Origin of the sequence: Pseudoruegeria sp. SK021, assembly GCF_002119405.1 — a bacterium.
GTDB lineage: Bacteria > Pseudomonadota > Alphaproteobacteria > Rhodobacterales > Rhodobacteraceae > Meridianimarinicoccus.
The window spans coordinates 22,273-45,832 of sequence record NZ_MTBG01000006.1 but is presented as its reverse complement, the minus strand read 5'-3'; the positions used below and the strand labels follow the sequence as shown (position 1 = coordinate 45,832).

The following is a 23,560-nucleotide window of genomic DNA, read 5'->3' as shown; positions in this document are numbered from 1 at the left end:
GATCAAGGACCCTGTGGCCCATCGCAAGTTGCGGGGCCTCAGGATTTTTTGCCGATCTTGGGTTCGGTTCCGGCCCGAAGCCGGGTGATATTCGCGCTGTGGCGATACAGCACGAGACCGGCTAGGCAGATAGTGAGCAGGATCAGGTCCGGGCGACCGAACAGCCAACACCAGACCGGAGCCGACACCGCCGCCACCAGCGCCGAGAGCGATGAATACCGGCTGATGGCGGCGGTCACCGCCCATGTGGCGCAGGCCGCCACGCCAACCGGCCAGAACAGGGCCAGCAAGGTGCCAAGGAACGTGGCCACGCCCTTGCCGCCATGGAACCCCAGATAAACCGGAAAACAATGGCCAAGAAACGCCGCCAACCCGGCCAGTTGGGCCGCGTCTTCGCCCAAAGCCGCACGGGCAAGCAGGACGGCGATGGCCCCTTTGCCTGCGTCGAGGATCAGCGTCAGAAAAGCCGCCAGCTTGTTGCCCGTGCGCAGCACATTCGTCGCGCCGATATTGCCCGACCCGATCTGGCGCAGATCGCCCAGACCAAAGAGCCGGGCCATCACCATGCCGAACGGAACCGAACCCAGCAGATAGGCCAGCACAGCGCACAGACCCAGCAACAGCGGTGATGAGGTCAAGGCGGGGATCATTGGCCGAACACCCGGGTGCCGCCGACCCAAGTGCCGCGCACCCGGCCTTGCATGCGTTGACCATCAAAGGGTGTGTTCTTGGATTTGGACTGCAATGTGAACCGGTCCAGAATAAAGGGGGCGTGCGGGTCGAACAGCACCAGATCGGCGGGCGCACCAATGCTCAGGCGACCGCCCTCAAGTCCCAGACGTTTCGAGGGGTTGAGTGAGAGCACCCGAAACAAGCCCGGCAGGGTCATCTGGCCCGAATGATACAGGCGCATCGCGGCGGGCAACAAGGTTTCCAGCCCGACGGCACCGCTGGCGGCCTCTTGAAACGGCAAGCGTTTGCTTTCTTCATCTTGCGGCGTGTGCATGGAACAGACCACGTCGATTAGGCCTTCCGCGACGGCCTCGACCATGGCTTGCCGGTCGTCTTCGGATCGTAAGGGGGGCTTTACCTTAAAGAAGGTCCGGTAGTCGCCGACATCCAACTCGTTCAGGGTCAGATGGTGGATCGATACGCCTGCGGTCACATCCAGCCCCTGATTCTTGGCACGGCGAAGCGCAGGAAGGGCGGTGGCGGTGGATAATTGGTCAGCGTGATAGCGGGCCCGGGTCATTTCGACCAAGGCCAGATCCCGTTCCAAGCCAAGCCGCTCGGCCATTGGCGACACGGCAGGCAATCCGCGCAGCGTGGCGAATTTTCCTGAGGTCACGGCGGCGCCCCGGCTGAGGCCGGGATCTTGCGGATGGGCGATGACAAGCGCGTTCAGGCTGCGGGCATAGGTCAGGCAGCGCGACAGCACCCGGTTGTCGGTTAGGACGTGATCGCCATCGGTGAACGCCACCGCGCCGGAATCGATCAGAAAGCTGATCTCAACCATCTCGCGCCCTTCCCGATTGCGGGTCAGAGCGGCCATAGGGGCAATGCGCACTTGGCTCATCTCGGCCGCGCGCCGGGTCACGAAATCCAGAACCTCGGGGCTGTCGACGGCGGTCAATGTGTCGGGGCGCGTGACCATGGTGGTCACGCCACCTGCGGCCGCGGCGTTTCCGGCGGTCTTGAAACTTTCCTTGTGCCGTTCTCCGGGTTCTCCGACTTTAACGCCCATATCCACAAGGCCCGGCGCCAGACAAAGCCCGTTGCAATCCATCCGGGCGGTGTCCGGGAACTGATCGGGGGGGAACGCGGTGCTCTGGTCCTCGATCGCGGTGATCCGGCCGTGGGTGACGATCAGGTGGCCGACGCGGTCCGTTCCGGCGTCAGGGTCAATCAATCGGGCATTTTCAAAGAGAAAGCTCATGCCTGCTCCCGCTGGACCTGACGGATCAGGTCATTGACGTGGTGACTGTCGTGCAGCCGTTCGAATCCAATTTTAATGCGCGCACTGCTGCGCCTCGTCTTCTTGAAATCGGTCGCGAACCACAGATTTCCCGGCTCGGTGCCGTCGAATTCGATCACGGTGGCGGATGTGATCGGGTAGGCATCCAAAGACTTGCCGCGTGGCGTCTGGACGGCGATAAACGCCCGCTGATTGGTCAGCGTGTACCACGTGTGGCGGCGGCGATAGGCGTCGGTCAGCACATAGCCGCCCGCAGAATGCAGCGTAATGACCACAAAGAACATGCCGAACAACGCAAAGATCAAGCCGATCGGGCCGTCATCTAAGGCGCTGCGGGTGGCGAGGTACGAGAAGCAGATGACAAAGGCGGTGGCCGCAAGCCCCGGCAGCACCTTGCCGACCCGAAGCATGTGCAGGTCAATGGACCCGTCGGGCTGGCCTTGCCACAGCACCCGTTCCCCGGGGTTCAGAATGCCGTCCCAGCCAGAGGTCTGTGGGTTGGTCACGCGGCGGCCTCGCGCCGCCGATTGCGCAGGTTCTGGGCCAGCAAATCCATGGCTGCCATCCGCACGGCGACCCCCATTTCAACCTGTTCTTGGATGACGCTGCGGTTGATGTCATCGGCCAAGGTGCCGTCGATTTCGACACCGCGATTCATCGGGCCGGGATGCATGACAATGGCGTCCGGCTTAGCATGGCTCAACTTTTCCGCGTCCAGCCCGTAGCGGTGATAATATTCCCGCTGCGATGGGATGAACCCGCCATCCATCCGTTCTTTCTGCAAGCGCAGCATCATGACCACGTCGCAGCCGGCAAGGCCCGCGCGCATGTCGTCATAAACTTCGACGCCGAACTCTTCGATCTGAGCCGGCATCAGGGTCGGTGGCCCGATCAGGCGAATGCGGTTTTCCATTTTGCCAAGCAACAGGATGTTCGACCGTGCAACCCGGCTGTGGGCGATGTCGCCGCAGATTGCGATGTTCAGCCGGTGCAGCCGCCCCTTCGCCCGCCGGATGGTCAGGGCATCCAGCAAGGCTTGGGTGGGGTGTTCGTGCAATCCATCTCCGGCGTTCAAGACCGCGCAATTCACCTTTTCGGCCAGCAGGTTAACCGCGCCGGAATGGGGATGCCGCACGACCAGAAGGTCGGGATGCATGGCATTGAGGGTCAGCGCGGTGTCGATCAGGGTCTCGCCCTTTTTGATCGAACTGGCCTGCATCGCCATGTTCATCACATCGGCGCCCAGACGGTGGCCGGCGATTTCAAAGCTGGCTTGGGTCCGGGTGGAGTTCTCGAAGAACATGTTGATCACGGTCAGACCGGCCAGCACATCGGAATGCTTCTTGGCCTGCCGACTTAGCTCGACATAGCTGTCGGCCAGATCGAGAACGGTGGTGATTTCGTCTGGGTGCAGAGGTTCTATGCCCAGCAGATGCTTCGCCCGGAATGTCATACTGCCCCCGTTTGCCGGTAATGCGCGGTTTATAGGCTCAGGATCGACGGGGGGCAAGACGGCCGGGCATTTACCTTGCGCTGACGGAGGCCTAGATTGGCGCCATGACTGAATGGATCGATCCCCTTGCGCTGAAGGCGCTACTGGACTGGCAGGCCGAGCTTGGCGCGGACGAAGCCATTGGCGACGTGCCGGTGGATCGCTATGCCGCGCCGGTGACGGTTTCTGCGGTCAAGTCTCCGGCGATCACGGCACCCGAACCGATGTTGCCAGACCCTATTGTCGATGCGCAGGCGGCTGCGGCGGCGGCCGGGGACCTTGATGGCTTGCGGGCGGCGCTTGCCGCTTTTCCTCATTGCGAACTGCGCCATGGTGCGCGCAATCTGGTCTTCGCAGATGGCCAGCCCGGCGCCCGAGTCATGATCCTAGGCGAAGCGCCCGGCCGGGACGAAGATGCGCAGGGACTTCCTTTTGTCGGACCTGTGGGCCAATTGCTGGACCGGATGCTGTTGGCCATCGGTTTGGCGCGTCAGGCCGACACTTTGGCTGATGCGGTGTATATCTCAAACGTGATGCCGTGGCGTCCGCCGCAGAACCGCCCCCCCACCTCTGATGAAATCGCGATGCTGCGGCCCTTTGTTGAGCGCCATATTGCGCTGGCAAAGCCCGAATTTCTGATCTTGATGGGCAATGGCGCTTGTCAGGCGGTGCTAGAGCGCGGTGGCATCACCCGGTTGCGCGGCAGTTGGGTATCGGCGGCAGGTGTGCCGTGCTTGCCGATGCTGCATCCGGCCTATCTGTTGCGACACCCGGCCGCCAAGCGCGACGCTTGGGCGGATTTACTGTCCCTGAAGGCGCGCCTTGGACAGCAGCACTGACGAATCGGAGACACCATGACCACACCATCCCCTGAGCGCGCGTTTTTGCCGATCAACATTGCGGTTCTGACTGTGTCTGACAGCCGCTCGCTGGCGGAAGACAGGTCCGGGGATATTCTGGTCGAGCGGATTGCCCTAGCGGGTCATAGGGTCGCCGTGCGGTCGATCGTCCAAGACGAGCGGGCGCAGATCGTGGCCCAGCTTCGCACATGGATTCAGGATGCAGGGGTAGATGTGGTGATCTCGACCGGCGGGACCGGGCTGACCGGGCGCGATGTCACGGTCGAGGCGCACCGAGATGTCTATGAAAAGGAAATTGACGCATTCGGCACGGTTTTTACCATGGTCTCCATGGCCAAGATCGGCACGTCGGCGGTGCAAAGTCGTGCCACAGGCGGTGTAGCGGGCGGCACCTATCTGTTTGCACTGCCCGGCAGTCCCGGGGCCTGCAAGGATGCGTGGGATGAGATCCTTGTGCATCAGCTGGATTACCGTCACCGACCGTGTAATTTCATCGAAATTTTGCCCAGACTGTCGGAACATCAGCGCCGCAAGTGACCCATTCGAAGGGCGGCATTGGTGGCAGGCAACAGCTTGTGTGCCCCTTGGGGTGCAGGTCGGACTTTATCCGGCCTGACAGCCCAGAAGGTCCACCGCGCCATCGCGACCAATGACGGTAATCCGCAACTTGGATCGATCAAAGGTGAAGGGCCGGGCCTCGGGCGGGACCAGATCGGCCGCCGCGGTCAAGATGCCATTCCGGCGCTGGGTTGCCGGTTGGGACACCCAAAGATCGGCCCGACCGGGTTCCAGAACGACCATTTCATCGCCGCCCTGACGTGCCACCGGAATCGAAGTGGTCAGGCGAAGCCCGTCCGCAATCGGAGAGACCGCGCAGGTCACCGGGCCTGCTCCGGCCTCAACGGCGGTCTTTGGCCGTGCGGCCAGCGCCTGCCGAATGGGTTGGCTTCCCGTGCCATCCCTGCTGCCGGGCGTGGTGGTTAGGCCGGACATATCCAAGGTCATGGGGATACAAATATCCTTGCACACCCCCAATTCCATTTCACCGGCCAGCACGATGGGGGCGGCTGGGTCGCGGGCGAACAGTTCCAGCGGCAATACCAACTCGTCATGATACCCGATGCTGCGCAGGCCGTTCTGCTCAAACACTTGTGGGCGGGGCCAGAGATAGCGGACGCCTTGCAGGTTCTGTGCCGCGCTCCAATCAAAAATCGGCGGCACGCCCGACTCGCCGGGGCTGCGCCAATAGGTTTTCCATCCCGGCGCGAGGCGGATGCGCAAACCGACGATATGGGTGCCCTCGGTCGTGGTCCAGCCGTCGAGAAGATCAAGGTCGACGACATCGTCCAACGATTGGGCCGACGCCGCGGAAGGTGCCAGTAGCGCGGCAAAGGCAAGCGCGCGGCAAAATTGGGTCAAATTGAACATGACGTGCTTATCCACCGGCTTTGGGCCTCTGGAAAGTCACAATCCAGCGAGAAATGCGCCAGAAGGGGGTCTCCAAGCCATTCTGACCCTTGCGCCCCGGCCCCGGCAGTGGATTGATTGGGGCATGAACAAAGTCGACACCATAGACCTGACCGGCAAGTTGCTGATTGCCATGCCAGGGATGACCGATCCACGCTTTGAAAAAAGCGTGATCTTTATATGTGCTTATTCTGAGGATGGGGCGATGGGCCTTGTGGTGAATAAGCCCGCGCGCGACATCAGATTTTCTGATCTGCTGGATCAGTTGTCGATCGAAATGCAAGATCCGTCGCAGTCGCCGCCGATCCACTTTGGTGGTCCGGTGGAGCACGGCCGCGGCTTCGTACTGCATTCGTCCGACTACACCGCCAGCGAGGCGACGCTGCAGGTGGACCGGCGCTTTGGCATGACCGCGACGTTGGATGTCTTGGAAGATATCTCTCGGGGCGATGGCCCGACAGAGTGTCTGCTGGCGCTTGGCTATGCGGGATGGGGCCCCGGGCAGCTTGACGATGAGATCAGCAGCAACGCTTGGTTGATCAGCGACGCGACCGCGGATCTTGTGTTCTCGACCGACAGCGACAGCAAATGGGGCGGTGCGCTGGGTCTTTTGGGCATTGATCCTATTTCGCTATCATCGACCTCTGGTCGCGCGTAATTCGTGCGCATCAGGTTTTTTTGCGGAATTCGCACGCATGGGCCATACGCGCAAATCGCGAGGATGAGCTCCGCGCGTCCCTGCTGCTTTGTTTAGCGGGGTGCTGCGGCCCTGCGAAGACGGTCGTTAATCGCCCGGCCTAAGCCAATTTCTGGAATAGGCGATACCGCGATGGCGACGGCGTTCAGCCTGTCCAGACGATGCAGCGCCGCGAACAGGTTTGCAGCGGCTTCCGTCAGATCGCCGTCCGGCGAAAGGTTTTCTGTGGCGTCCGGCACTGGGCCAAACCCCAACAAAAGCTCGCCCGGTTTACATGTGCCCGCATTCAGACGAACCGGCGCGCTTGGCGCGTAATGAGACAGCAGTTGGCCGGGGGCGATGGGGCGGTCATCGGCGGTGTCTGTTGTGCTGGGCAGGGGGGCAGCAAGGGTACAGCCAAGCTCAGCTTCGATGGCCTCGGCTGACAGGCCGCCCGGACGCAACAGTCGGGCTGGGCCGGTCAGGTCGAGAATGGTGGATTCAACGCCGACCGCACAGGCGTCACCTGCGAGCACCGCTTCGATCCGGCCATCAAGTCCCGATAGGACATGTGCCGCCGTGGTCGGGCTAATCCGGCCGGATGGGTTGGCTGACGGGGCGGCGATCGGGCCATCAAAACGGGCCAGCAAGTCGCGGGCAATGGGCGCAGCCGGGACGCGCAAGGCGACGCTGGTCAGACCGGCGGTCACAAGCCGGGACAGACCCGATCCCGGTGCAAGCGGCAGGACCATGGTCAGGGCGCCGGGCCAAAACGCATGCGCCAGACGCGCGGCCTCAGGCGAGAACGTGGCCAGCCGCGTCGCCGCTTGCCAATCGTGGATATGAGCGATCAACGGGTTGAAATGAGGCCGGTTCTTGGCCTCGAAAATCCCGGCGACGGCACGGTCATTGCGGGCATCTGCTCCAAGACCATACACAGTTTCGGTGGGAAAGGCGACACGCCCGCCTGCTTTCAGGATCGCAACGGCGCGATCCAGACCGGCGGAATCCGCCATCAAATGTTCGGTGGTCAAAGCCATATTGGTGACGCCGCGTTCTTGTTGTCGGGTCGGACAGGCCCGTTAAGGTGGTGCCAGCCCGTTCGTGGTGGTACTGCACCCGTGCTGAACTGCCAAGCCGCAGGAAAGAATTCAATGGCGTATATTTCACCGGTCCAAGACCTGACTTTTATCCTCTCGCATGTGGTGAACATATCTGCGCTGTCGGAAACGGCCATATTTGCAGAGGTGACCCCGGATGTGACCGAGGCGATCCTGACTGAGGCTGGCAAGCTGTGTGATCAGCAGATTGCGCCATTGCAACGGCCGGGCGATCTGTCTCCAGCACAGTTGCGGGACGGGGTCGTGCGGACCGCGCCGGGTTTTTCTGACGGCTATCGCGCCATTGCCGAGGGCGGCTGGGTCGGGCTGGCGGCCCCGGTCGCGTATGGCGGCATGGGCTTGCCGATGGCGCTGAACACCGCCGTCAATGACATGATGGCCGGAGCCTGTCTGTCCCTGCAACTGTGTCCGCTGTTGAGCCAAGGCCAGATCGAGGCCCTGTCGCACCATGCCAGTGACGATCTGAAATCACTTTATCTGCCCAAGCTGATTTCTGGCGCCTGGACCGGGACCATGAACTTGACCGAGGCGCAGGCCGGGTCGGACGTGGGGGCGGTTCAGACCAAAGCCGTGCCGAATGCGGATGGCACCTATGCAGTGACTGGACAGAAGATCTTCATCACGTGGGGAGATCACGATCTGGCAGAGAACATCTGCCATCTGGTGTTGGCGCGACTGCCGGATGCCGCACCCGGCACCAAGGGGATCAGCCTGTTTTTGGTTCCGAAGTGGCTGCCCGACGCCGAAGGCCGTCCCGGGGCGGCGAACGGGGTGACCACGGTCAGTTTGGAACACAAGCTGGGCTTGCATGGCTCGCCAACGGCGGTGTTGCAGTATGAGGCGGCAACCGGCTGGATCGTCGGCGCGCCGGGGGGCGGTATGGCGGCGATGTTCACGATGATGAACAATGCCCGCCTTGGTGTTGGGGCTCAGGGCATTGGCGTCGCCGAAGCCGCCTATCAGCAAGCGGCGGCTTATGCGGTCGAGCGGCGGCAGGGGCGGACCCCCTTTGGTGACGGTCCCATTGCCGATCATGCCGATGTCCGACGAATGTTGGTCGCGATGAAGGCCGACATCTTTGCCGCCCGTGCGATTGCGCTGGCCTGTGCTGTCGCGCTCGATTTGGCTGCGGCGACGGGGGCGGATGACCAGTCGGCCCGGGCCGCGTTCCTGACGCCGATTGCCAAGGCTTTTGGTACCGATGTCGGACTCGCCGTTTCGCAAGAGGGCGTGCAGGTCCATGGCGGTATGGGGGTGATCGAAGAAACCGGCGCCGCCCAGTTTTACCGAGATGTGCGGGTGACGACGATCTATGAGGGGACCAACGGAATTCAAGCGATGGATCTGGTCGGCCGCAAGTTGAAAGATGGCGGCGAGGCAGCCTTTCGGCTGTTGGAAGAGGTTCAGGCCACCGCCGAGCAGGCACGCACCAGCCTGCCATCGCTGGCCGGTGCGGTCTGGGACGCCAGCGAATCCCTGCGTGAGACCACGGAATGGATGGTGGCGCAAACCGACCCGTCCGACCGCTTTGCCGGGGCCGTGCCCTATTTGCGGGCCTTTGCCCGGGTGCTTGGGGCCCATTTCCATCTGATTGCCGCGAAAGCCGCAGACGGAACGGGGCCGCGTGCCGCCCTTGCGGCGGCCTATGTCCAACGCCTGTTGCCTGAGCATGCCAGTCTGTTGATCGAGGCGCGGGCCGGGTCGGCAGGACTTTACGCCCTCGACCTTGACGACCTTTTGGCATGACCGGCACCCTGCGCAATTTGTCCGGCAGCGCCTTAGTCGATCCGCCGGCAAATGGCACCGCGCAAGAGGTGGCGCCGGGGGTTCTTTGGGCGCGGCTGCCGTTGCCGATGGCACTGGACCATGTGAATGTCTTCGCTTTTGCTGATCCGGACGGCTGGACGCTGATTGACAGCGGCATCAATACCCGGCGCTGCCGTGAAAGTTGGCAGACGCTTCTTGAGGGGCCGCTGTCGGGCATGCCGGTGCGGCGGATCGTGCTGACCCACCATCATCCGGACCATGTCGGGCTGGCCGGGTGGTTTCAGACCGACCATGGCGCAGAATTGATCGCCACGCGCACGGCATGGTTAACGGCCCGGATGCTGACGCTCGACCGTCAGGATCAGTTGACCCCCGCTGCCGAGGCTTTCTATCGCGCGGCCGGAATGGATGCCGACATGCTGGCCCTCAAACAGGTCGAACGCCCGTTCAATTTTTGTGATGTGGTTGCGCCGATGCCGCCGGTGTTTACCCGGATGTCGGAAGGCAGTCAGCTAACGTTTGGCGGGCGGCGCTGGCATGTTCGCATCGGCCATGGTCATGCCCCGGCCCATGCCACCCTCTGGAGTCTCGACGATGAATTGGTGATCGGCGGCGATCAGTTGTTGCCGTCGATTTCGCCCAATATTGGCGTCTACGCCACCGAACCGGACGCCAATCCACTGGCTGAATGGCTAGAGGCTTGCGCCCGGCTGGCCAATTTTGCGCGACCGGATCAATTGGTGTTGCCCGGTCACAAACTGCCGTTCACCGGTCTGCCGCATCGCCTGAAACAGATGATTGACAATCATCACAGTGCTTTGGCGCGGCTCTCGGCCTATCTGGCCGAGCCACGGGTCGCGGCCGCCTGCTTTTTGCCGCTGTTTCGCCGCAACATCGGCCCGAAGGAATATGGTCTGGCCTTGGCCGAAACCGTGGCGCACCTGAACTATCTGTTGCAGGCCGGACGGGTGAGCCGAATTCGGCGCAATGACGGGGCATGGCTTTGGCAGTCAATTTGACGCTTGCGGTACGATCTTGCAGGGCGTGACAGCCCCGGTGCTTTCGGCTAGGTCGTAGAGAACAATCGCTAAGGAGTGGCAATCATGTCCGACTATGAACACGGTAAGATGGATATCGACGTCCAAGAAAAGACCTTCGCGGGTTTCACCAAGATGGTCACTTACGGCACCATCGCCGTGATCCTTACACTGATTTTTCTCGCTTTGGCCAACGGCTGAACGTAACGAGCGGGTCGCGCAGTGACGATACAAGGTTTGCAGCGCGCCACCCGGCTCGTTCTCATGCTGTTTGGGTTCGCCGTTTTGGCCGCCTGTGCCAAGCCCGGCGTTCAGGCGCCGGATGCTGATGTGGCGCGGTTTCGTTATCCCGGGGTGCAGCCAAGCACCTTGTCGCTGGTCACGAATATCCGCAACAAGACCGGCAAGGGCGCACATTCGGCGCTGATCGTGAACGCCTCTGAGCAAGTGGTCTTCAACCCGGCGGGTACGTGGTGGCACCCACAAGCCCCGGAACAGGGCGACCTGCACTATGGGTTCAGCCCGGGGATGAAGCAGTGGTTCATTGATTATCATGCCCGAGAAACCTTCCGGGTGCAAATCCAGACCATTGAGGTTTCTCCGGAAGTGGCCGAACAGGCGCTGGAACTCGTGAAAGCCTACGGTTCGGTCCCACCTTCACAGTGCACAATTGCAATCAGCCGAATCTTGCACCAGTTGCCCGGGTTCGAAAGTATCTCGGTGACGCTTTTCCCCAGCAGTGCAGCCGATGCGTTTGGCAAGCTTCCCGGCGTGGTGACAGAGGTTTACCGCGATGACAGCCCGGATAACCGGTCAGATCTAGGGACGTTCGCTGACGGCTGATCATGTGGCGCGTTGCTAAGGTGCCGCCGAGACGGACCTGTTTCGGACCCGCACACAAGCAGTTCATGTCGATGGTTCCGCTGATCTTTCGGCTAATTAGCCGCGATCAAAAATGCCCGCTGAACGTCCCAAAAGCATGAAGGCCCGAGCCGACCGGGTGTCAGTGAGGTCGATCCAATCCTGATCGCTGAGGCTGGTTTCGGCATCGGCCAACAACTGGTCGAACCGCCGCAGGAAGTGGTGTGTGGCATCGCGAAACACGGTGTTTTCGCTTAGGCGGGTGCTGCAAATCGCCAAGCTGTTTTCATCGCGAATTCCGCCCAGTTCGGCCAGTTCTGGGCCGCGCTCGCCCAAAGCAAAACGGCGCCACTGCTCGGGGCGGGCGCGATCAGGCACGAGATCATCCATATAGAGCCCGTCCTGTGACAGCAGGGTGAGAATGTCCTGTGCGGCGCGAACAACCTGTCCCGCACGATGGTCGCGCAGCGCCCGACGTAAGGCTTGAAACCCTTCGGTATCATCGGGCGTTTCCGGGAAATGCAGCGCCCGGATCAGGTCGTCCACCGACAATCTGGGCTGGGCCGTCATCGGTTGGGGGTCCAGCGGCAGGCTTGCCTGTGGCTCGGCCCGCAACGGGTCTGTCGCGGACGCGTCATGTTGCGAACCGACAGCAAGGGGGGCGGCGGGCGCGGACCGGGACAGATCCGGAGCCGCATCTCGGCGTTCCCGGACGGCCTGTTCGGCCCGCCGCTGAATTGTCCGCAGGTGATCAATATCGTTGCGCAGGCTACTGGCCTCGTTCCGCAGCCGTCCCGCTTGCTGGGCCAAGCCAGTCGCCACCGCGATTAACACAAGGGGAAGGCCGATGCCCAATCCGCGCATCAGCCACGTCAGGAACGCTGGGCCATCGTCAACAATGGGGCGCCAGAACAGCGTCACGTAGACGCCGACCCAGCACAAACCTGCAAGAAGACCGAACAGCAAAATGCCGGTCCCCCCCTTAAGGGCGCGATCATGATCGTCAGACAGTTTCAAGATCGACATGGACCTCCGTGAAGCGACTTTGGTACGTCCTCAAACGTAACTGATCGCCAGAATTTCATAGGAGCGTTCACCGCCCGGGGTACGAACCACCACGCTGTCGCCTTCGTCTTTGCCAATCAAAGCGCGGGCCAGCGGTGATCTGATGTTCAGTTTGCCGTGTTCGATATCCGCTTCCGGTTCGCCCACGATCTGATAGATTTTTTCCTCGTCGGTATCTTCGTCCACCAATTTGACAGTCGCGCCAAACTTGATCGTGCCAGTCATCCTTGAGATGTCGATGATATCGGCCCGACCGAGGACGGATTCCAACTCTTTGATCCGGCCTTCGATGAAGCTCTGTTTTTCGCGGGCAGCGTGGTATTCGGCATTCTCGGAAAGATCGCCGTGCTCACGCGCTTCGGCGATCGCCTTGATTACCAAAGGCCGCTCAATCGACTTCAGTTTTTTCAGTTCGCCATCAAGCGCGGAGTGTCCCGCGCGGGTCATCGGTATTTTTTCCATGGGTCTCTTTGTCCTGCCTGCGTCCCGTCCATCGGTACTGTCCCCTGACGCAACTGCCGTTAAACCTGAACAAAACGGGCGGGCGAATGCAAGGGGGCACTTAGGGCAGGGGTAAAATCACATGTCCAAAGGCGTCATCGCCTGTCCGGCGCGACTTTGCACCTGCGACACTGTTGCCTAGCGTCTGAATTGACCCCTGACAACATGGTCAGATAGTCATGGCACGAATGGGCGGATGGGTCTTTTGCGGACAGATTTGCAGCCAAAAATATCGAAAGGACCAGCAGATGAGCGACATCCAGCGCGAGGAAATGGAATACGACGTGGTGGTTGTCGGCGCGGGTCCGGCGGGCCTGTCCGCGGCGATCCGTTTGAAGCAACTGGACAGCGATCTGTCGGTCGTCGTGCTGGAAAAAGGGTCCGAAGTCGGCGCGCATATCCTATCCGGGGCTGTGCTGGACCCCTGCGGTCTGGACGCGTTGATCCCCGATTGGAAAGAGCGGGGTGCGCCGGTGACCGTGCCGGTGAAGGAAGATAATTTTTACCTGCTCGGGGACGCGGGCAAGATCCGCATCCCAACATGGCCAATGCCCAGCCTGATGCACAATCATGGCAATTACATCGTGTCGATGGGCAATGTCTGCCGTTGGATGGCCGAACAGGCCGAAGAGTTGGGCGTTGAAGTGTTCCCCGGCATGGCCTGCTCTGAACTGGTTTATGGCGACGAGGGCGCTGTGGTCGGCGTGGTCGCGGGCGAATTCGGCAAGCAGTCGGATGGCAGCCCCGGACCGGCGTACGAGCCCGGCATGGTGCTGAAAGGTAAGTACGTCTTTTTATCTGAAGGCGCGCGCGGCTCTCTCAGCAAGCAGGTGATCGAAAAATATGACCTGAGCGCCGGAAAAGAGCCGCAGAAATACGGCCTTGGCATGAAAGAGATCTGGGAGGTCGATCCAGAAAAGCATCGCGAAGGCACTGTCACCCACACAATGGGATGGCCGTTGGGCAAGAACGCGGGTGGCGGATCATTTATCTATCATCTTGATAACAATCAGGTGTTGGTCGGATTTGTGGTGCATCTGAACTATGAAAACCCGTACCTGTATCCCTATATGGAATTTCAGAGGTTTAAGCACCATCCGATGGTGGCTGAGCTGCTGAAGGGCGGCAAGCGTGTCGCCTACGGGGCGCGTGCGATCAGCGAAGGCGGCTGGCAGTCCATTCCGAAACTGGTGTTTCCGGGCGGTGCGCTGCTGGGATGCGGCGCCGGGTTGGTCAATGTTCCGCGGATCAAGGGCAACCATAACGCGATGCTGTCCGGCAAAGCCGCGGCCGAAGCCGCATACGCTGCCTTGCAAGAGGGGCGGTCGGGGGACGAGTTGACCGCGTATGAGGACGATTTGCGCAGTGGCCCGATTGCGGCCGACCTGAAACCCGTGCGCAACGTCAAGCCGCTGTGGTCGAAATATGGTCTGACCGCCTCGCTGGTGCTGGGCGGAATGGACATGTGGACCAACAGTTTTGGCTTTTCGCTGCTCGGGACATTGTCGCACGGCAAGACCGATGCCGCAGCGACCTGCGATGCGCGCGATTTCACCCCGATCACCTATCCCAAGCCGGATGGCACCCTGAGCTTTGACCGGCTGACCAATGTCAGCTTTGCTGCCACCAACCATGAGGAAAGCCAGCCGTCGCACCTGACGCTGAAAGATCCACTGGTGCCGCTGGCGGTGGATTGCGCGACCTATGCCGGGATCTCGGCCCGATACTGTCCGGCGGGCGTATATGAATTCGTCGAAGATGCCCAAGGGACGCCGCGATTCGTGATTAATTTCCAGAACTGCGTCCACTGTAAGACCTGTGACATCAAGGATCCGGCCCAGAATATTGTCTGGACCACGCCTCAGGGCGGCGATGGGCCGAATTACCCGAACATGTGATCTCTTGTTGGGTGTTCGGCTGGGCGGTTCGGGCGATTGCCCGCTCCGCCCGCATTGCCTTTGGTGAGGGAGGGCACTAGCTTCTCGGCAGTCCTATCAGGAGAATTGACTTGCGCTTGATCCGAACGTTCGTGGCTATGGCCTTTTGCAGCCAGCTTGCCGTTCCTGCCCACGCCTTCGGAATTTCGGGGGCCTATCTTGCAGCGCGTCAAGCCAGTTTTGTCAGCGATTATTCTGCGGCGGTGGATTATTTCGTACAGGCATTGGCAATGGATCCCTCAAATCCGGTGCTGATGGAAAATGCCATCTCATCCTATGTGAATCTGGGTCAGATTGACCGGTCGTTTCCGATTGCCAAACGGATGCTCGACGGCGATTTCCGCAGTCAGGTCGCAGAAATGGTGGTGTTGGCTGAACAGATCGACACGGGTGATTATTCCGGCATCCTGACCGAGTTTGAAGAGGGCAGAACCGTCGGGCCATTGGTGGACGGTTTGGCCAAAGCTTGGGCCCTGATGGGGGATGGGCAAGTCAGTGAAGCGTTGATCGCCTTTGATGCCGTTTCGGAAGAGACCGGCTTGCAGTCTTACGGGCTGTTTCACAAGGCGCTGGCGTTGGCCTCGGTCGGGGATTTCGAAGGCGCGGATGAGATTTTGTCTGGCCGCGCGGCAGGCCCGTTGCAGGTGTCGCGCCGCGGCGTGATCGCCCATGTCGAGATCTTGAGCCAATTAGACCGATCTGATGCTGCGCTGGACTTAATCGACCAGACCTTCGGGGCAACCCCGGTTCCGGTACTGGAAGAAATGAAGGCGCAGCTGGAGTCCGGTGAACCGCTGGCCTTCGATGTCGCCACGACCCCTCGGCAGGGGATGAGTGAAGTGTTTTTCAGCGTGGCAGGCGCGCTCGCAGGTGAATCGGCGCCCGGGTACGCCCTGCTATATGCACGGGTGGCGCAATTTCTGAATCCTGAGAATATCGATGCTGTTTTGCTAAGCGCATCGCTGTTGGAGGATCTGGAGCAGTACGACCTTGCTACGCGGGCCTATGAAAGCGTTCCACACGACCATCCGTCCTTCATCTCGGCGGAAATCGGGCGCGCCGACGCATTGCAGGCAGCAGGAAACACCGAAGGCTCTATTAAGGTGATGCAAGACCTTGCCGCTGCGCATCCTGATCTGCTGATCGTACAGGTGACCTTGGCCGATTCTTTGCGCCGTGACGATCGTTTTGAAGAGGCGGTTCCGGTCTATGATAGCGCGCTTGACCTAATTGAAACGCCCCGGCCGCAGCACTGGGTGGTGCTGTTTTCGCGTGGGATCAGTCTGGAACGGGTGGGCCGATGGGCCGAGGCCGAGGCCGACTTTCGTGCCGCCTTGGACCTGAGCCCCGATCAGCCGCAGGTCTTGAATTATCTGGGCTATTCGATGGTCGAGAAGCAGGAAAATTTGGACGAAGCGCTGCACATGATTGAGGTTGCGGTCGAAGCGCGCCCTGATGATGCGTATATCACTGACTCGTTGGGCTGGGTTCTGTATCGCCTTGGCCGGTACGATGAAGCGGTTGTGCAGATGGAGCGGGCAGCAGAATTGATGCCGGTCGACCCGATCCTGAACGATCACTTGGGCGATGTGTATTGGGCCGTGGGCCGCCAAATGGAAGCGAAATTCCAGTGGCGCCGCGCTCTGTCGTTCGGACCGGAGGAGGTCGACGCAGAGCGTATTCGCCGCAAGCTGGAAGTTGGTTTGGACGTCGTGCTTGAAGAAGAAGGTGCCGATCCGATTGCCGTGTCCAACGAAGGCTGACGAATTCGCCCCGGCGAAGATCAATCTGACATTACACGTCACCGGGCGACGCCGGGACGGGTATCACGACCTCGACAGTCTGGTGGTGTTTGCCGGCACCGGTGATCGCCTGCGTGCAACGTTGTCTCAGGACATGACGTTAGACATCACCGGGCCACGCGCAACCGGCGTGCCTGCCGATCCATCGAACTTGGTGTGGAGGGCGGCAGCGTTGTTCGATCCTCCGGTCAACGCCCGGCTGGTTTTGGACAAGCATCTGCCCTCGGCTGCGGGGATCGGGGGCGGTTCTGCGGACGCGGCGGCGACCTTAAGGCTGTTGGCGCGGCTGGCGGGGCGGGCCTTGCCGCCTGCCGACCGGGTGCTGTCTTTGGGTGCGGATGTGCCGGTCTGCCTGTCCGGTGTAGCGACACGGATGCGCGGCATCGGAGATCGACTTGATCCTGTGCCGCCTCTTCCCCCGTTGTTCATGGTTCTGGTCAATCCGGGTGTCGCGTTGTCGACCCCGGCAGTATTCAAAGCAATGGCGGCACAAACTGGCCCGGCCATGGTGGACCCGTTGCCGGTGTGGTCGACGCCGAAGGCGTTTCTGGATTGGCTTTCGGTTCAGCGGAACGATCTTCAAGCGGCGGCCCAGTCCCTGACGCCGGATATCGGGCGGGTGTTGGACGGACTTGAAGCGACTGTAGGTTGCCGGTTGGCGCGTATGTCTGGGTCTGGGGCCACGTGTTTTGGGCTGTATGACCACAAGGATCCGGCTGAAATGGCTGCGGCATCGATCCGTAGGGCGCATCCCGACTGGTGGTGTGTGGCGGCCCCGATGCTCGGCTAACCGCGCGTCAGTTCAGGCGTGCCACCACATAGTCGGAGAGGTCCAGCAGCATCTCGCGCAGCTCGGTCTCGGGCAGGGTCATCAATGCATCTTTGGCGCGGGCTGACCACAAGATTGCCTCGTCCCGCGTGCTGTCCATCGTGCCGTGGCGGGCAAGAATATCCAGCGCGTGTTCCAGATCGCCGTCTTGCTGATTGCCCTTTTCAATGACCCGTTTCCAAAACGCGCGCTCTGCGTCGTCGGCCAGCGCGACGGCGCGGATAACGGGCAAGGTCAGCTTTCGTTCCCGGAAATCATCGCCGATATTCTTCCCGATCGCGTCTGTTGTCCCGCCATAATCCAGCAGGTCATCGACGATCTGAAAGGCAATTCCCAAGGCGTCGCCAAAGGCGTGCAGGGCGTTGATCTGGTCTTCAGGCGCACCGGCAATAACGCCGCCGACTTCGGTGGCAGCCGCGAAAAGGGCTGCGGTCTTGCCGCGGATCACCTGTAGATAGATGGCTTCAGTGGTGCGCAGATCCTGCGCTGCGGTCAATTGCAGGACTTCGCCCTCGGCAATCGTGGCCGAGGCGTTGGCCAAGATGTCCAGAACCCGGAGTGAGCCGGTTTCGACCATCAACTGGAAAGAGCGCGCAAACAGATAGTCGCCAACCAAAACCGACGACTTGTTGTCCCATAGCAGGTTGGCCGTCGGACGGCCCCGGCGCTTGTTGCTTTCGTCGACCACGTCATCGTGCAGCAGAGTGGCGGTATGAATAAACTCTACCGTCGCGGCCAGATTGATGTGATGCAATCCGTTATAGCCACACATCCGGGCCGCAGCCAAGGTCAGCATCGGGCGCAGGCGTTTGCCGCCCGCTTCGACCAAATGTGCTGTGATTTCGGGAATGCGTGGGGCATGTTCCGATGCCATACGGTCGCGGATCAGGGCATTGACCCCGTCCATGTCGGAGGCCAGTGCTTGAGCAAGGCGCTCGTGTGGTTTGACAGAAGCGGTGTCCAGGCTCATCACGGTTCCGTATGCTGTCTCGACAAGTTGGACAACTTGCCATTAACTCTCTGATTATGAGAGAGCTTATTAGAACAAACGACCCGACACTCGTGGCATTTGTCACCGCCCTCTTACAAGGGGAAGGTATAGACTGCTTTCCGGTGGACGTCCATATGAGCGTGCTCGAAGGATCGATTGGAATCCTGCCGCGCCGCGTCTTGGTCCGCAGTACAGATCTGTTTCGCGCCAGAGCAATCCTGATCGATAACGAAATTGATCTGGGCGCATGATCGGAGGGACGGTGTCGATCAGCCACGACAGTTTTTTGGGCGGACGCCTGACCGTTGCGCAGCCCGCAAATGGCTATCGCGCAGGCATAGATGCCGTGCTTCTTGCCGCTTCTGTGCCTGCGACCGCCGGGGATCGGGTCTTGGAACTGGGCTGCGGGGTGGGGGTGGCCAGCTTGTGTTTGATGACACGGGTTGCAGGGCTGCACGTGATGGGCTTAGAGATCCAACCAGACTATGCCGAACTGGCGCGGCTGAATGCCAAGACCACCGGGCAACCCTTGGCGGTTTTCACCGGTGATCTGTCCAACCCGCCCGCAGAAGTGCGCGCGCAGAGCTTTGAGCACGTGATTGCCAATCCTCCGTATTTCAAGAGAGACGCCGGAACCCGGGCGCACGATTCGGGCCGCGAGCGCGCCTTGGGCGAAGACACCCCGATGTCCGCGTGGATCGACACCGCGATTCGAAGGTTAATTCCGGGCGGCACATTGAGTCTTGTTCAGCGCACGGAACGGTTGCCTGAAATTCTGGCAGCGTTCGGCACCCGTTTGGGCGCGGTGCAAGTTTTGCCATTGAGCCCGCGATCCGGCCAGCCTGCGACCCTCTTTTTGCTGCGGGCGCGCAAGGGGCGCCGGACTGCGCTCCAGCTTCTCAGCCCATTGATATTGCACTTGGGCGCGCGTCATGGGAGCGATCAGGAAAGTTATACACCAGCCGTCGCCGCTGCGTTGCGGAATGGGGCCGGTTTGGACGGCTTTGACCGGTGATGAATCAACAGGAATTTGCCGAGATAGACATCTTTGTAACCGAAGCGTCTCTTTTCCGTGACAGATGCTCGGAAGTGTGGTCGTCTGTTCCTGTTCGCCATAACATTCAGGAGTACAATGATGTCCATGACCTCTCATCTTCAGGAACTTCGCAAGAAGCACCAGACACTTTCTGATCGTGTGGAGGAAGCCCAACGAAGTCCTGCGTCCGACGGACTGGAAGTGAAAGCACTTAAAAAACAAAAGCTTCAGATCAAGCAGCAGATTGAGCGCTTGTCTGAGGCCGAGATCAGAACCCTCCACTGATCACAGCAATCGGTCGCCAGTGACCGTTCGGACTAGGGAAAGGCATGTCAGCTGCGGCTGACATGCTTTTTTGTTGGAAGATGGTCGCGCCGCAAAGAAAAAGCCGACCATTTGGCCGGCTTTTTCACCTGTCTTGGATGTAGATTTATACGAAGAACTGTCCGCCATTGGCAGAAATGGTCGATCCGGTGATGAAGCCGGCATCGTCTGAGGCCAGAAACACCACGCAGCGGGCAATTTCTTCGGGTTCGCCAAGGCGACCAACCGGGATTTGTGGGATGATCTTGGTCTTCAATACGGTCTCGTCAATGGCGCGAACCATCTCGGTGCCGATGTAGCCGGGGCAGATCGCATTCACGGTGATCCCTTTGAAGGCACCTTCCTGCGCAAGGGCCTTGGTAAACCCGAGGTCTCCGGATTTGGCCGCCGAGTAGTTCACCTGACCCATCTGACCCTTTTGACCGTTGATCGACGAAATATTGATGATCCGTCCGAAGCTGCGGTCGCGCATCCCGTTCCAGATCGGGTGGGTCATATTGAACAGACCGGTCAGATTGGTGTCGATGACCTCTTTCCATTTCTGTGGGGTCATCTTGTGGAACATGGCATCCCGGGTGATGCCGGCGTTGTTCACAAGGACTTCGATCGGGCCAAGATCTGCCTCGACTTCTGCGATGCCCGCGGCACATGCGTCGTAATCGGCCACGGACCACTTGTAGGTTTTTATTCCGGTTTCTGCGGTGAAGGCAGCAGCGGCCTCGTCATTCCCGCCATAGGTGGCGGCGACCGAATAGCCTGCGGCGGCAAGCGCCTTTGAGATTGCTGCGCCGATTCCGCGCGAACCTCCGGTTACCAAAGCGACTCGTCCCATGTTCCCTCCTCCGTTTATTAAAATTTATTTCTCACTGTGGTCTGGCTCGTCGTGCGATTGGACACGAGTGGCGATCGAATGGCCGCCACTCGCATTGTTGCGATCAGTCGCGCTCAACGCAGAGGGCGACGCCCATTCCGCCGCCGATGCACAGGGTCGCGAGACCCTTTTTGGCGTTGCGACGCTTCATTTCGAACAGGAGGGTGTTCAATACCCGGCATCCGGATGCACCGATCGGATGGCCGATGGCAATCGCGCCGCCGTTGACGTTGACGATTGCCGGATCCCAGCCCATTTCCTGATTCACGGCACAGGCTTGTGCGGCGAAGGCTTCGTTGGCTTCGATCAGATCCAGATCCGACACTTTCCAGCCAGCTTTCTCAAGCGCCTTACGCGACGCATAGATCGGGCCTGCACCCATATAGGCCGGGTCGAGACCTGCTGTGGCGTAGGAAGCGATCCGCGCCAGCGGCTCAATTCCGCGCTTTGCAGCGTCATCGACACTCATCAGCAGCGTTGCGGCGGCGCCATCGTTGAGGCCGGATGCGTTGCCCGCTGTGACGGTGCCATCGCGCATGAATGCGGGGCGCAGTTTGGTCATGCCTTCCAGGGTCGCGCCGTGACGAATGTATTCGTCTTTGTCGACCACAGTTTCGCCCTTGCGGGTCTTGATCGTGAAGGGAACAATTTCGTCGGAGAACTTGCCGTCGTTCTGCGCCGCTTCGGCCTTGTTTTGGCTGGCGACGGCGAACGCGTCCTGCATCTCGCGGCTGATTTGCCATTTCTCGGCGACGTTTTCAGCGGTCTGTCCCATATGGTAGCCGTTGAACGCATCCCAAAGGCCATCGCGGATCATGGTGTCGATATAGGTCATATCACCCATTTTCTGACCCTGACGCAATGAAGCGGCATGCGGGCTGAGGGACATATTTTCCTGTCCGCCCGCTGCGACGATGGAGGCATCGCCCAACATGATGTGTTGTGCGCCCAAGGCGACGGCCCGAAGCCCGGAGCCGCACACTTGGTTCAGTCCCCAAGCGGCGCTTTCTTGTGGCAGGCCAGCATTGATATGGGCCTGACGCGCTGGGTTTTGCCCCTGAGCGGCGGTAAGCACCTGACCAAGAATGGTTTCGGATACTTCGGATTTGTCGATCCCCGCACGCGCGACCACCGCCTCGAGCACCGCTGCGCCAAGATCATGGGCCGGTGTTCCCGCAAATGACCCCAAAAAACTTCCAACTGCGGTACGACCCGCGGAAGCAATTACCACATTCGTCATACTGACCCCTCCAATAATTCGCTGACCCCCAAACAGGAATGACCCTGTTGGACAGGCATGTCGAAATTAATGGATAGGCGTTGAAATGGCGGGGGGCAACAGTGAGTTGCCTCTCAACGAATGTCAGGCAATGCGTTTCTGTCGCAATCTTTTCCATGCGGGCCGAATGCTGGGCGCAGCAAAGTGATAGCCCTGCAAGGCATCAATGCCGGATGCGATCAAAAAGCGCATATCCTGTTCGCTTTCTACGGCCTCTGCGACCGTCATCATCCCGAAATGTCGGGCCACAGAAATCAGGGCTTGGATCAGCACTTGATTGTCCCGGTCGTCATGGACGCGTTGGGAAAACTGACCGTCTATCTTCATGATGTCGAAGCTAAATTCTTTAAAATGCCGGAGCGAGGTATAGCCTGCACCGAAATCGTCCAGCGCAAAGCAAATCCCTCGGCGCTGCAAGCTCGTCATAAAATTTCGCACGCGATCTGGGTCTGACATGGCCGATCGTTCAGTGATCTCAAGGATCAGCCGTTCCGCGATATAGGGCGAAACGGCCAACCCACGCTGGAGAATTTCAAGCCACCGTGGGTCATTGATGGTTCGGGCAGACACATTGATCGAAAGCCGCAACCCGGGGACTTTTGCCAGTTCTGCCAGGCCGAAATCCAGTGCTGCGCAATCGATTTGCCGGCCAAGATCATTGGATTCGATCTCATCCATAAAGACCCGCGCGGGAATCACGTTGCCGGTTGCGTCTAGCAGCCTGATTAGCCCTTCGTAAAAGGCCGGACGGTCGGGCCGTCGCGCCTGCATGACCGGCTGATACGCAAGGGTGACGGCACCGCGACGCAGGGCATCGGCCACAAGTGCGCGAACGGGTCGTTCTGGGTTCCGCAGAGGATTGTCCGGAAGTTGGACCGTCATGGCGGTGGCCGGCACGGCGTCTTCTGATGCATTCATCGCTTCTGTCATTGTCCCGTCCTCCGCATCCGTCGCTCTATATCAGCGCCAGGCCGTCCTAATTTCAGATTAATTGTTCACAAAAAGTTCTCGCTCTGGGATAAGGTCGGGTGGGTGCTAGATCGAGTTGGCGGACGCCACGACAGACAGGAAGAGGCCCCATTATGGCGGAACGGTGCAACTGGTGTGGAACGGATCCGATCTATGTCGATTACCACGACACGGAATGGGGCGTTCCCGAATATGACAGCCGGGCGCTTTGGGAAAAGCTGGTTCTTGATGGCTTTCAGGCGGGCCTGTCATGGATCACCATATTGCGGAAGAGACAGGCGTTTCGAACCGCGTTCCAAGGGTTCGATCCCTATGTTTTGGCGCAGTGGGGCGCCGAAGATGTGGCCGCCGCCCTTGAGAATCCGGGAATTGTGCGCCACCGCGGTAAGATCGAGGCGGTGATCTCGAACGCCCGTGCTTGGATCGCGATTGAAGAGGCGACGGGGTTTGACAACTTCGTCTGGCGGTATGTCGATGGTCAGCCCTTGCAGACCAACCGTGGCTCGATGGCTGAGGTGCCCGCCCAGACACCGCTCTCTCAGCGGGTGTCGAAGGACTTAAAAGCGGCTGGTTTCAAATTTTGTGGCCCAACGATCACCTATGCTTGGATGCAGGCCTGTGGCGTAATTAATGATCACGTCGTGACCTGCCCAAGGCATGCTGAGGTGGCGCGAATCGGGCAAGGCTGACCGGTTGGTCC

The 23,560-nt window shown here is 60.3% G+C and carries 26 protein-coding genes; 14 read left to right on the top strand and 12 right to left on the bottom strand.

What is annotated here, in order from left to right; genetic code table 11:
- Positions 1-38 precede the first annotated feature (38 nt).
- The 4 genes from plsY to BV911_RS06020 are packed head-to-tail and all read right to left on the bottom strand — an operon-like array spanning position 39 to position 3,428.
- On the bottom strand, positions 39-650 hold the full coding sequence (plsY, locus tag BV911_RS06035; RefSeq protein ID WP_086052698.1) for a glycerol-3-phosphate 1-O-acyltransferase PlsY: 612 nt from the start codon (positions 648-650) through the stop codon (positions 39-41).
- Entirely contained in the window at positions 647-1,936 is a 1,290-nt protein-coding gene (gene pyrC, locus BV911_RS06030; RefSeq protein WP_086052697.1) for a dihydroorotase, read from the bottom strand. The genes plsY and pyrC overlap by 4 nt, the downstream gene beginning before the upstream one ends.
- Positions 1,933-2,481 (bottom strand): hypothetical protein, encoded by a 549-nt coding sequence (locus tag BV911_RS06025; protein ID WP_086052696.1) that lies wholly within the window; start codon positions 2,479-2,481, stop codon positions 1,933-1,935. The genes pyrC and BV911_RS06025 overlap by 4 nt, the downstream gene beginning before the upstream one ends.
- Positions 2,478-3,428 carry an aspartate carbamoyltransferase catalytic subunit gene (locus BV911_RS06020; RefSeq protein WP_086052695.1) on the bottom strand — a complete coding sequence of 317 codons (951 nt, stop codon included), beginning with the start codon at positions 3,426-3,428 and terminating at the stop codon, positions 2,478-2,480. The genes BV911_RS06025 and BV911_RS06020 overlap by 4 nt, the downstream gene beginning before the upstream one ends.
- 104 nt (positions 3,429-3,532) lie before the next feature.
- Between BV911_RS06020 and BV911_RS06015 the strand changes: the two genes are divergently transcribed.
- Both BV911_RS06015 and moaB read left to right on the top strand, forming a co-directional pair.
- Positions 3,533-4,306 (top strand): uracil-DNA glycosylase family protein, encoded by a 774-nt coding sequence (locus BV911_RS06015; protein ID WP_086052694.1) that lies wholly within the window; start codon positions 3,533-3,535, stop codon positions 4,304-4,306.
- 15 nt (positions 4,307-4,321) lie between these two features.
- Entirely contained in the window at positions 4,322-4,864 is a 543-nt protein-coding gene (gene moaB, locus BV911_RS06010; RefSeq protein ID WP_086052693.1) for a molybdenum cofactor biosynthesis protein B, read from the top strand.
- Positions 4,865-4,930: 66 nt separating this feature from the next.
- Here moaB and BV911_RS06005 read toward each other — a convergent pair whose 3' ends face one another.
- Positions 4,931-5,755: a protein-disulfide reductase DsbD domain-containing protein gene (locus BV911_RS06005; protein WP_086052692.1), complete on the bottom strand. Its 825-nt coding sequence runs from the start codon at positions 5,753-5,755 to the stop codon at positions 4,931-4,933.
- Positions 5,756-5,879: 124 nt separating this feature from the next.
- On the opposite strand from BV911_RS06005, the gene BV911_RS06000 reads away from it, so the two are divergent.
- Positions 5,880-6,452, top strand: a complete 573-nt coding sequence (locus tag BV911_RS06000; RefSeq protein ID WP_086052779.1) for a YqgE/AlgH family protein — start codon at positions 5,880-5,882, stop codon at positions 6,450-6,452.
- A 92-nt stretch (positions 6,453-6,544) separates the two neighbouring features.
- Here the strand turns inward: BV911_RS06000 and BV911_RS05995 are convergent, their stop codons facing one another.
- Entirely contained in the window at positions 6,545-7,510 is a 966-nt protein-coding gene (locus BV911_RS05995; RefSeq protein ID WP_086052691.1) for an L-threonylcarbamoyladenylate synthase, read from the bottom strand.
- 114 nt (positions 7,511-7,624) lie between these two features.
- Here BV911_RS05995 and BV911_RS05990 point away from each other — a divergent pair, with 114 nt between their 5' ends.
- The 4 genes from BV911_RS05990 (at position 7,625) to BV911_RS05975 (ending at position 11,238) form a co-directional block, all read left to right on the top strand.
- Positions 7,625-9,337 carry an acyl-CoA dehydrogenase gene (locus tag BV911_RS05990; RefSeq protein ID WP_086052690.1) on the top strand — a complete coding sequence of 571 codons (1,713 nt, stop codon included), beginning with the start codon at positions 7,625-7,627 and terminating at the stop codon, positions 9,335-9,337.
- Positions 9,334-10,377: an MBL fold metallo-hydrolase gene (locus BV911_RS05985; RefSeq protein WP_086052689.1), complete on the top strand. Its 1,044-nt coding sequence runs from the start codon at positions 9,334-9,336 to the stop codon at positions 10,375-10,377. The genes BV911_RS05990 and BV911_RS05985 overlap by 4 nt, the downstream gene beginning before the upstream one ends.
- 84 nt (positions 10,378-10,461) lie before the next feature.
- Complete coding sequence (locus BV911_RS05980) at positions 10,462-10,596, top strand: aa3-type cytochrome c oxidase subunit IV (RefSeq protein ID WP_086052688.1); 135 nt, start codon at positions 10,462-10,464, stop codon at positions 10,594-10,596.
- A gap of 21 nt (positions 10,597-10,617) precedes the next feature.
- Entirely contained in the window at positions 10,618-11,238 is a 621-nt protein-coding gene (locus BV911_RS05975; RefSeq protein WP_139840042.1) for a hypothetical protein, read from the top strand.
- 96 nt (positions 11,239-11,334) lie between these two features.
- On the opposite strand, the gene BV911_RS05970 is transcribed toward BV911_RS05975, so the two are convergent.
- Complete coding sequence (locus BV911_RS05970; RefSeq protein WP_086052686.1) at positions 11,335-12,282, bottom strand: hypothetical protein; 948 nt, start codon at positions 12,280-12,282, stop codon at positions 11,335-11,337.
- Positions 12,283-12,312: 30 nt separating this feature from the next.
- A complete protein-coding gene (gene greA / locus BV911_RS05965) occupies positions 12,313-12,783 on the bottom strand; it encodes a transcription elongation factor GreA (protein WP_086052685.1) in 471 nt (156 codons plus the stop codon).
- Positions 12,784-13,070: 287 nt separating this feature from the next.
- Between greA and BV911_RS05960 the strand changes: the two genes are divergently transcribed.
- The 3 genes from BV911_RS05960 to BV911_RS05950 all read left to right on the top strand — a co-directional run bounded on the left by BV911_RS05960 (position 13,071) and on the right by BV911_RS05950 (position 17,351).
- Positions 13,071-14,720: an electron transfer flavoprotein-ubiquinone oxidoreductase gene (locus tag BV911_RS05960; RefSeq protein WP_086052684.1), complete on the top strand. Its 1,650-nt coding sequence runs from the start codon at positions 13,071-13,073 to the stop codon at positions 14,718-14,720.
- Between the two features lie 110 nt (positions 14,721-14,830).
- Positions 14,831-16,522, top strand: a complete 1,692-nt coding sequence (locus BV911_RS19965; RefSeq protein ID WP_086052683.1) for a tetratricopeptide repeat protein — start codon at positions 14,831-14,833, stop codon at positions 16,520-16,522.
- Positions 16,500-17,351 (top strand): 4-(cytidine 5'-diphospho)-2-C-methyl-D-erythritol kinase, encoded by an 852-nt coding sequence (locus tag BV911_RS05950; protein ID WP_139840046.1) that lies wholly within the window; start codon positions 16,500-16,502, stop codon positions 17,349-17,351. The genes BV911_RS19965 and BV911_RS05950 overlap by 23 nt, the downstream gene beginning before the upstream one ends.
- A gap of 7 nt (positions 17,352-17,358) precedes the next feature.
- On the opposite strand, the gene BV911_RS05945 is transcribed toward BV911_RS05950, so the two are convergent.
- Positions 17,359-18,360 carry a polyprenyl synthetase family protein gene (locus BV911_RS05945; protein WP_086052681.1) on the bottom strand — a complete coding sequence of 334 codons (1,002 nt, stop codon included), beginning with the start codon at positions 18,358-18,360 and terminating at the stop codon, positions 17,359-17,361.
- A 56-nt stretch (positions 18,361-18,416) separates the two neighbouring features.
- Between BV911_RS05945 and BV911_RS05940 the strand changes: the two genes are divergently transcribed.
- The 3 genes from BV911_RS05940 to BV911_RS05930 all read left to right on the top strand — a co-directional run bounded on the left by BV911_RS05940 (position 18,417) and on the right by BV911_RS05930 (position 19,702).
- Positions 18,417-18,632, top strand: a complete 216-nt coding sequence (locus BV911_RS05940; protein ID WP_086052778.1) for a DUF2007 domain-containing protein — start codon at positions 18,417-18,419, stop codon at positions 18,630-18,632.
- Positions 18,629-19,396 carry a tRNA1(Val) (adenine(37)-N6)-methyltransferase gene (locus BV911_RS05935; protein WP_086052680.1) on the top strand — a complete coding sequence of 256 codons (768 nt, stop codon included), beginning with the start codon at positions 18,629-18,631 and terminating at the stop codon, positions 19,394-19,396. Before BV911_RS05940 ends, BV911_RS05935 begins: the two co-directional genes overlap by 4 nt.
- A gap of 120 nt (positions 19,397-19,516) precedes the next feature.
- Entirely contained in the window at positions 19,517-19,702 is a 186-nt protein-coding gene (locus tag BV911_RS05930) for a YdcH family protein (protein ID WP_086052679.1), read from the top strand.
- Between the two features lie 145 nt (positions 19,703-19,847).
- Here the strand turns inward: BV911_RS05930 and phbB are convergent, their stop codons facing one another.
- The 3 genes from phbB to BV911_RS05915 form a co-directional block, all read right to left on the bottom strand.
- Positions 19,848-20,573 (bottom strand): acetoacetyl-CoA reductase, encoded by a 726-nt coding sequence (gene phbB, locus BV911_RS05925; RefSeq protein WP_086052678.1) that lies wholly within the window; start codon positions 20,571-20,573, stop codon positions 19,848-19,850.
- A gap of 103 nt (positions 20,574-20,676) precedes the next feature.
- On the bottom strand, positions 20,677-21,852 hold the full coding sequence (locus BV911_RS05920) for an acetyl-CoA C-acetyltransferase (protein WP_086052677.1): 1,176 nt from the start codon (positions 21,850-21,852) through the stop codon (positions 20,677-20,679).
- Positions 21,853-21,975: 123 nt separating this feature from the next.
- Entirely contained in the window at positions 21,976-22,821 is an 846-nt protein-coding gene (locus BV911_RS05915; RefSeq protein ID WP_240512161.1) for an EAL domain-containing protein, read from the bottom strand.
- Positions 22,822-22,973: 152 nt separating this feature from the next.
- On the opposite strand from BV911_RS05915, the gene BV911_RS05910 reads away from it, so the two are divergent.
- Positions 22,974-23,549, top strand: coding sequence for a DNA-3-methyladenine glycosylase I (locus BV911_RS05910; protein ID WP_086052676.1), 576 nt, complete (start codon positions 22,974-22,976; stop codon positions 23,547-23,549).
- The last annotated feature ends 11 nt before the right edge of the window (positions 23,550-23,560 follow it).

Coding starts and splice junctions, on each gene's coding strand:
- BV911_RS05985 (WP_086052689.1), top strand. CDS start 9,334: ATGACCGGCACCCTGCGCAATTTGTCCGGCAGCGCCTTAGTCGATCCG.
- BV911_RS05910 (WP_086052676.1), top strand. CDS start 22,974: ATGGCGGAACGGTGCAACTGGTGTGGAACGGATCCGATCTATGTCGAT.
- BV911_RS05915 (WP_240512161.1), bottom strand. CDS start 22,821: ATGACAGAAGCGATGAATGCATCAGAAGACGCCGTGCCGGCCACCGCC.
- BV911_RS05930 (WP_086052679.1), top strand. CDS start 19,517: ATGTCCATGACCTCTCATCTTCAGGAACTTCGCAAGAAGCACCAGACA.
- BV911_RS05995 (WP_086052691.1), bottom strand. CDS start 7,510: ATGGCTTTGACCACCGAACATTTGATGGCGGATTCCGCCGGTCTGGAT.
- moaB (WP_086052693.1), top strand. CDS start 4,322: ATGACCACACCATCCCCTGAGCGCGCGTTTTTGCCGATCAACATTGCG.
- BV911_RS05920 (WP_086052677.1), bottom strand. CDS start 21,852: ATGACGAATGTGGTAATTGCTTCCGCGGGTCGTACCGCAGTTGGAAGT.
- BV911_RS06015 (WP_086052694.1), top strand. CDS start 3,533: ATGACTGAATGGATCGATCCCCTTGCGCTGAAGGCGCTACTGGACTGG.
- pyrC (WP_086052697.1), bottom strand. CDS start 1,936: ATGAGCTTTCTCTTTGAAAATGCCCGATTGATTGACCCTGACGCCGGA.
- BV911_RS05970 (WP_086052686.1), bottom strand. CDS start 12,282: ATGTCGATCTTGAAACTGTCTGACGATCATGATCGCGCCCTTAAGGGG.
- BV911_RS06020 (WP_086052695.1), bottom strand. CDS start 3,428: ATGACATTCCGGGCGAAGCATCTGCTGGGCATAGAACCTCTGCACCCA.
- BV911_RS05935 (WP_086052680.1), top strand. CDS start 18,629: ATGATCGGAGGGACGGTGTCGATCAGCCACGACAGTTTTTTGGGCGGA.
- greA (WP_086052685.1), bottom strand. CDS start 12,783: ATGGAAAAAATACCGATGACCCGCGCGGGACACTCCGCGCTTGATGGC.
- BV911_RS05980 (WP_086052688.1), top strand. CDS start 10,462: ATGTCCGACTATGAACACGGTAAGATGGATATCGACGTCCAAGAAAAG.
- BV911_RS05960 (WP_086052684.1), top strand. CDS start 13,071: ATGAGCGACATCCAGCGCGAGGAAATGGAATACGACGTGGTGGTTGTC.
- BV911_RS05990 (WP_086052690.1), top strand. CDS start 7,625: ATGGCGTATATTTCACCGGTCCAAGACCTGACTTTTATCCTCTCGCAT.
- BV911_RS05940 (WP_086052778.1), top strand. CDS start 18,417: ATGAGAGAGCTTATTAGAACAAACGACCCGACACTCGTGGCATTTGTC.
- BV911_RS05945 (WP_086052681.1), bottom strand. CDS start 18,360: ATGAGCCTGGACACCGCTTCTGTCAAACCACACGAGCGCCTTGCTCAA.
- BV911_RS06000 (WP_086052779.1), top strand. CDS start 5,880: ATGAACAAAGTCGACACCATAGACCTGACCGGCAAGTTGCTGATTGCC.
- BV911_RS06005 (WP_086052692.1), bottom strand. CDS start 5,755: ATGTTCAATTTGACCCAATTTTGCCGCGCGCTTGCCTTTGCCGCGCTA.
- phbB (WP_086052678.1), bottom strand. CDS start 20,573: ATGGGACGAGTCGCTTTGGTAACCGGAGGTTCGCGCGGAATCGGCGCA.
- plsY (WP_086052698.1), bottom strand. CDS start 650: ATGATCCCCGCCTTGACCTCATCACCGCTGTTGCTGGGTCTGTGCGCT.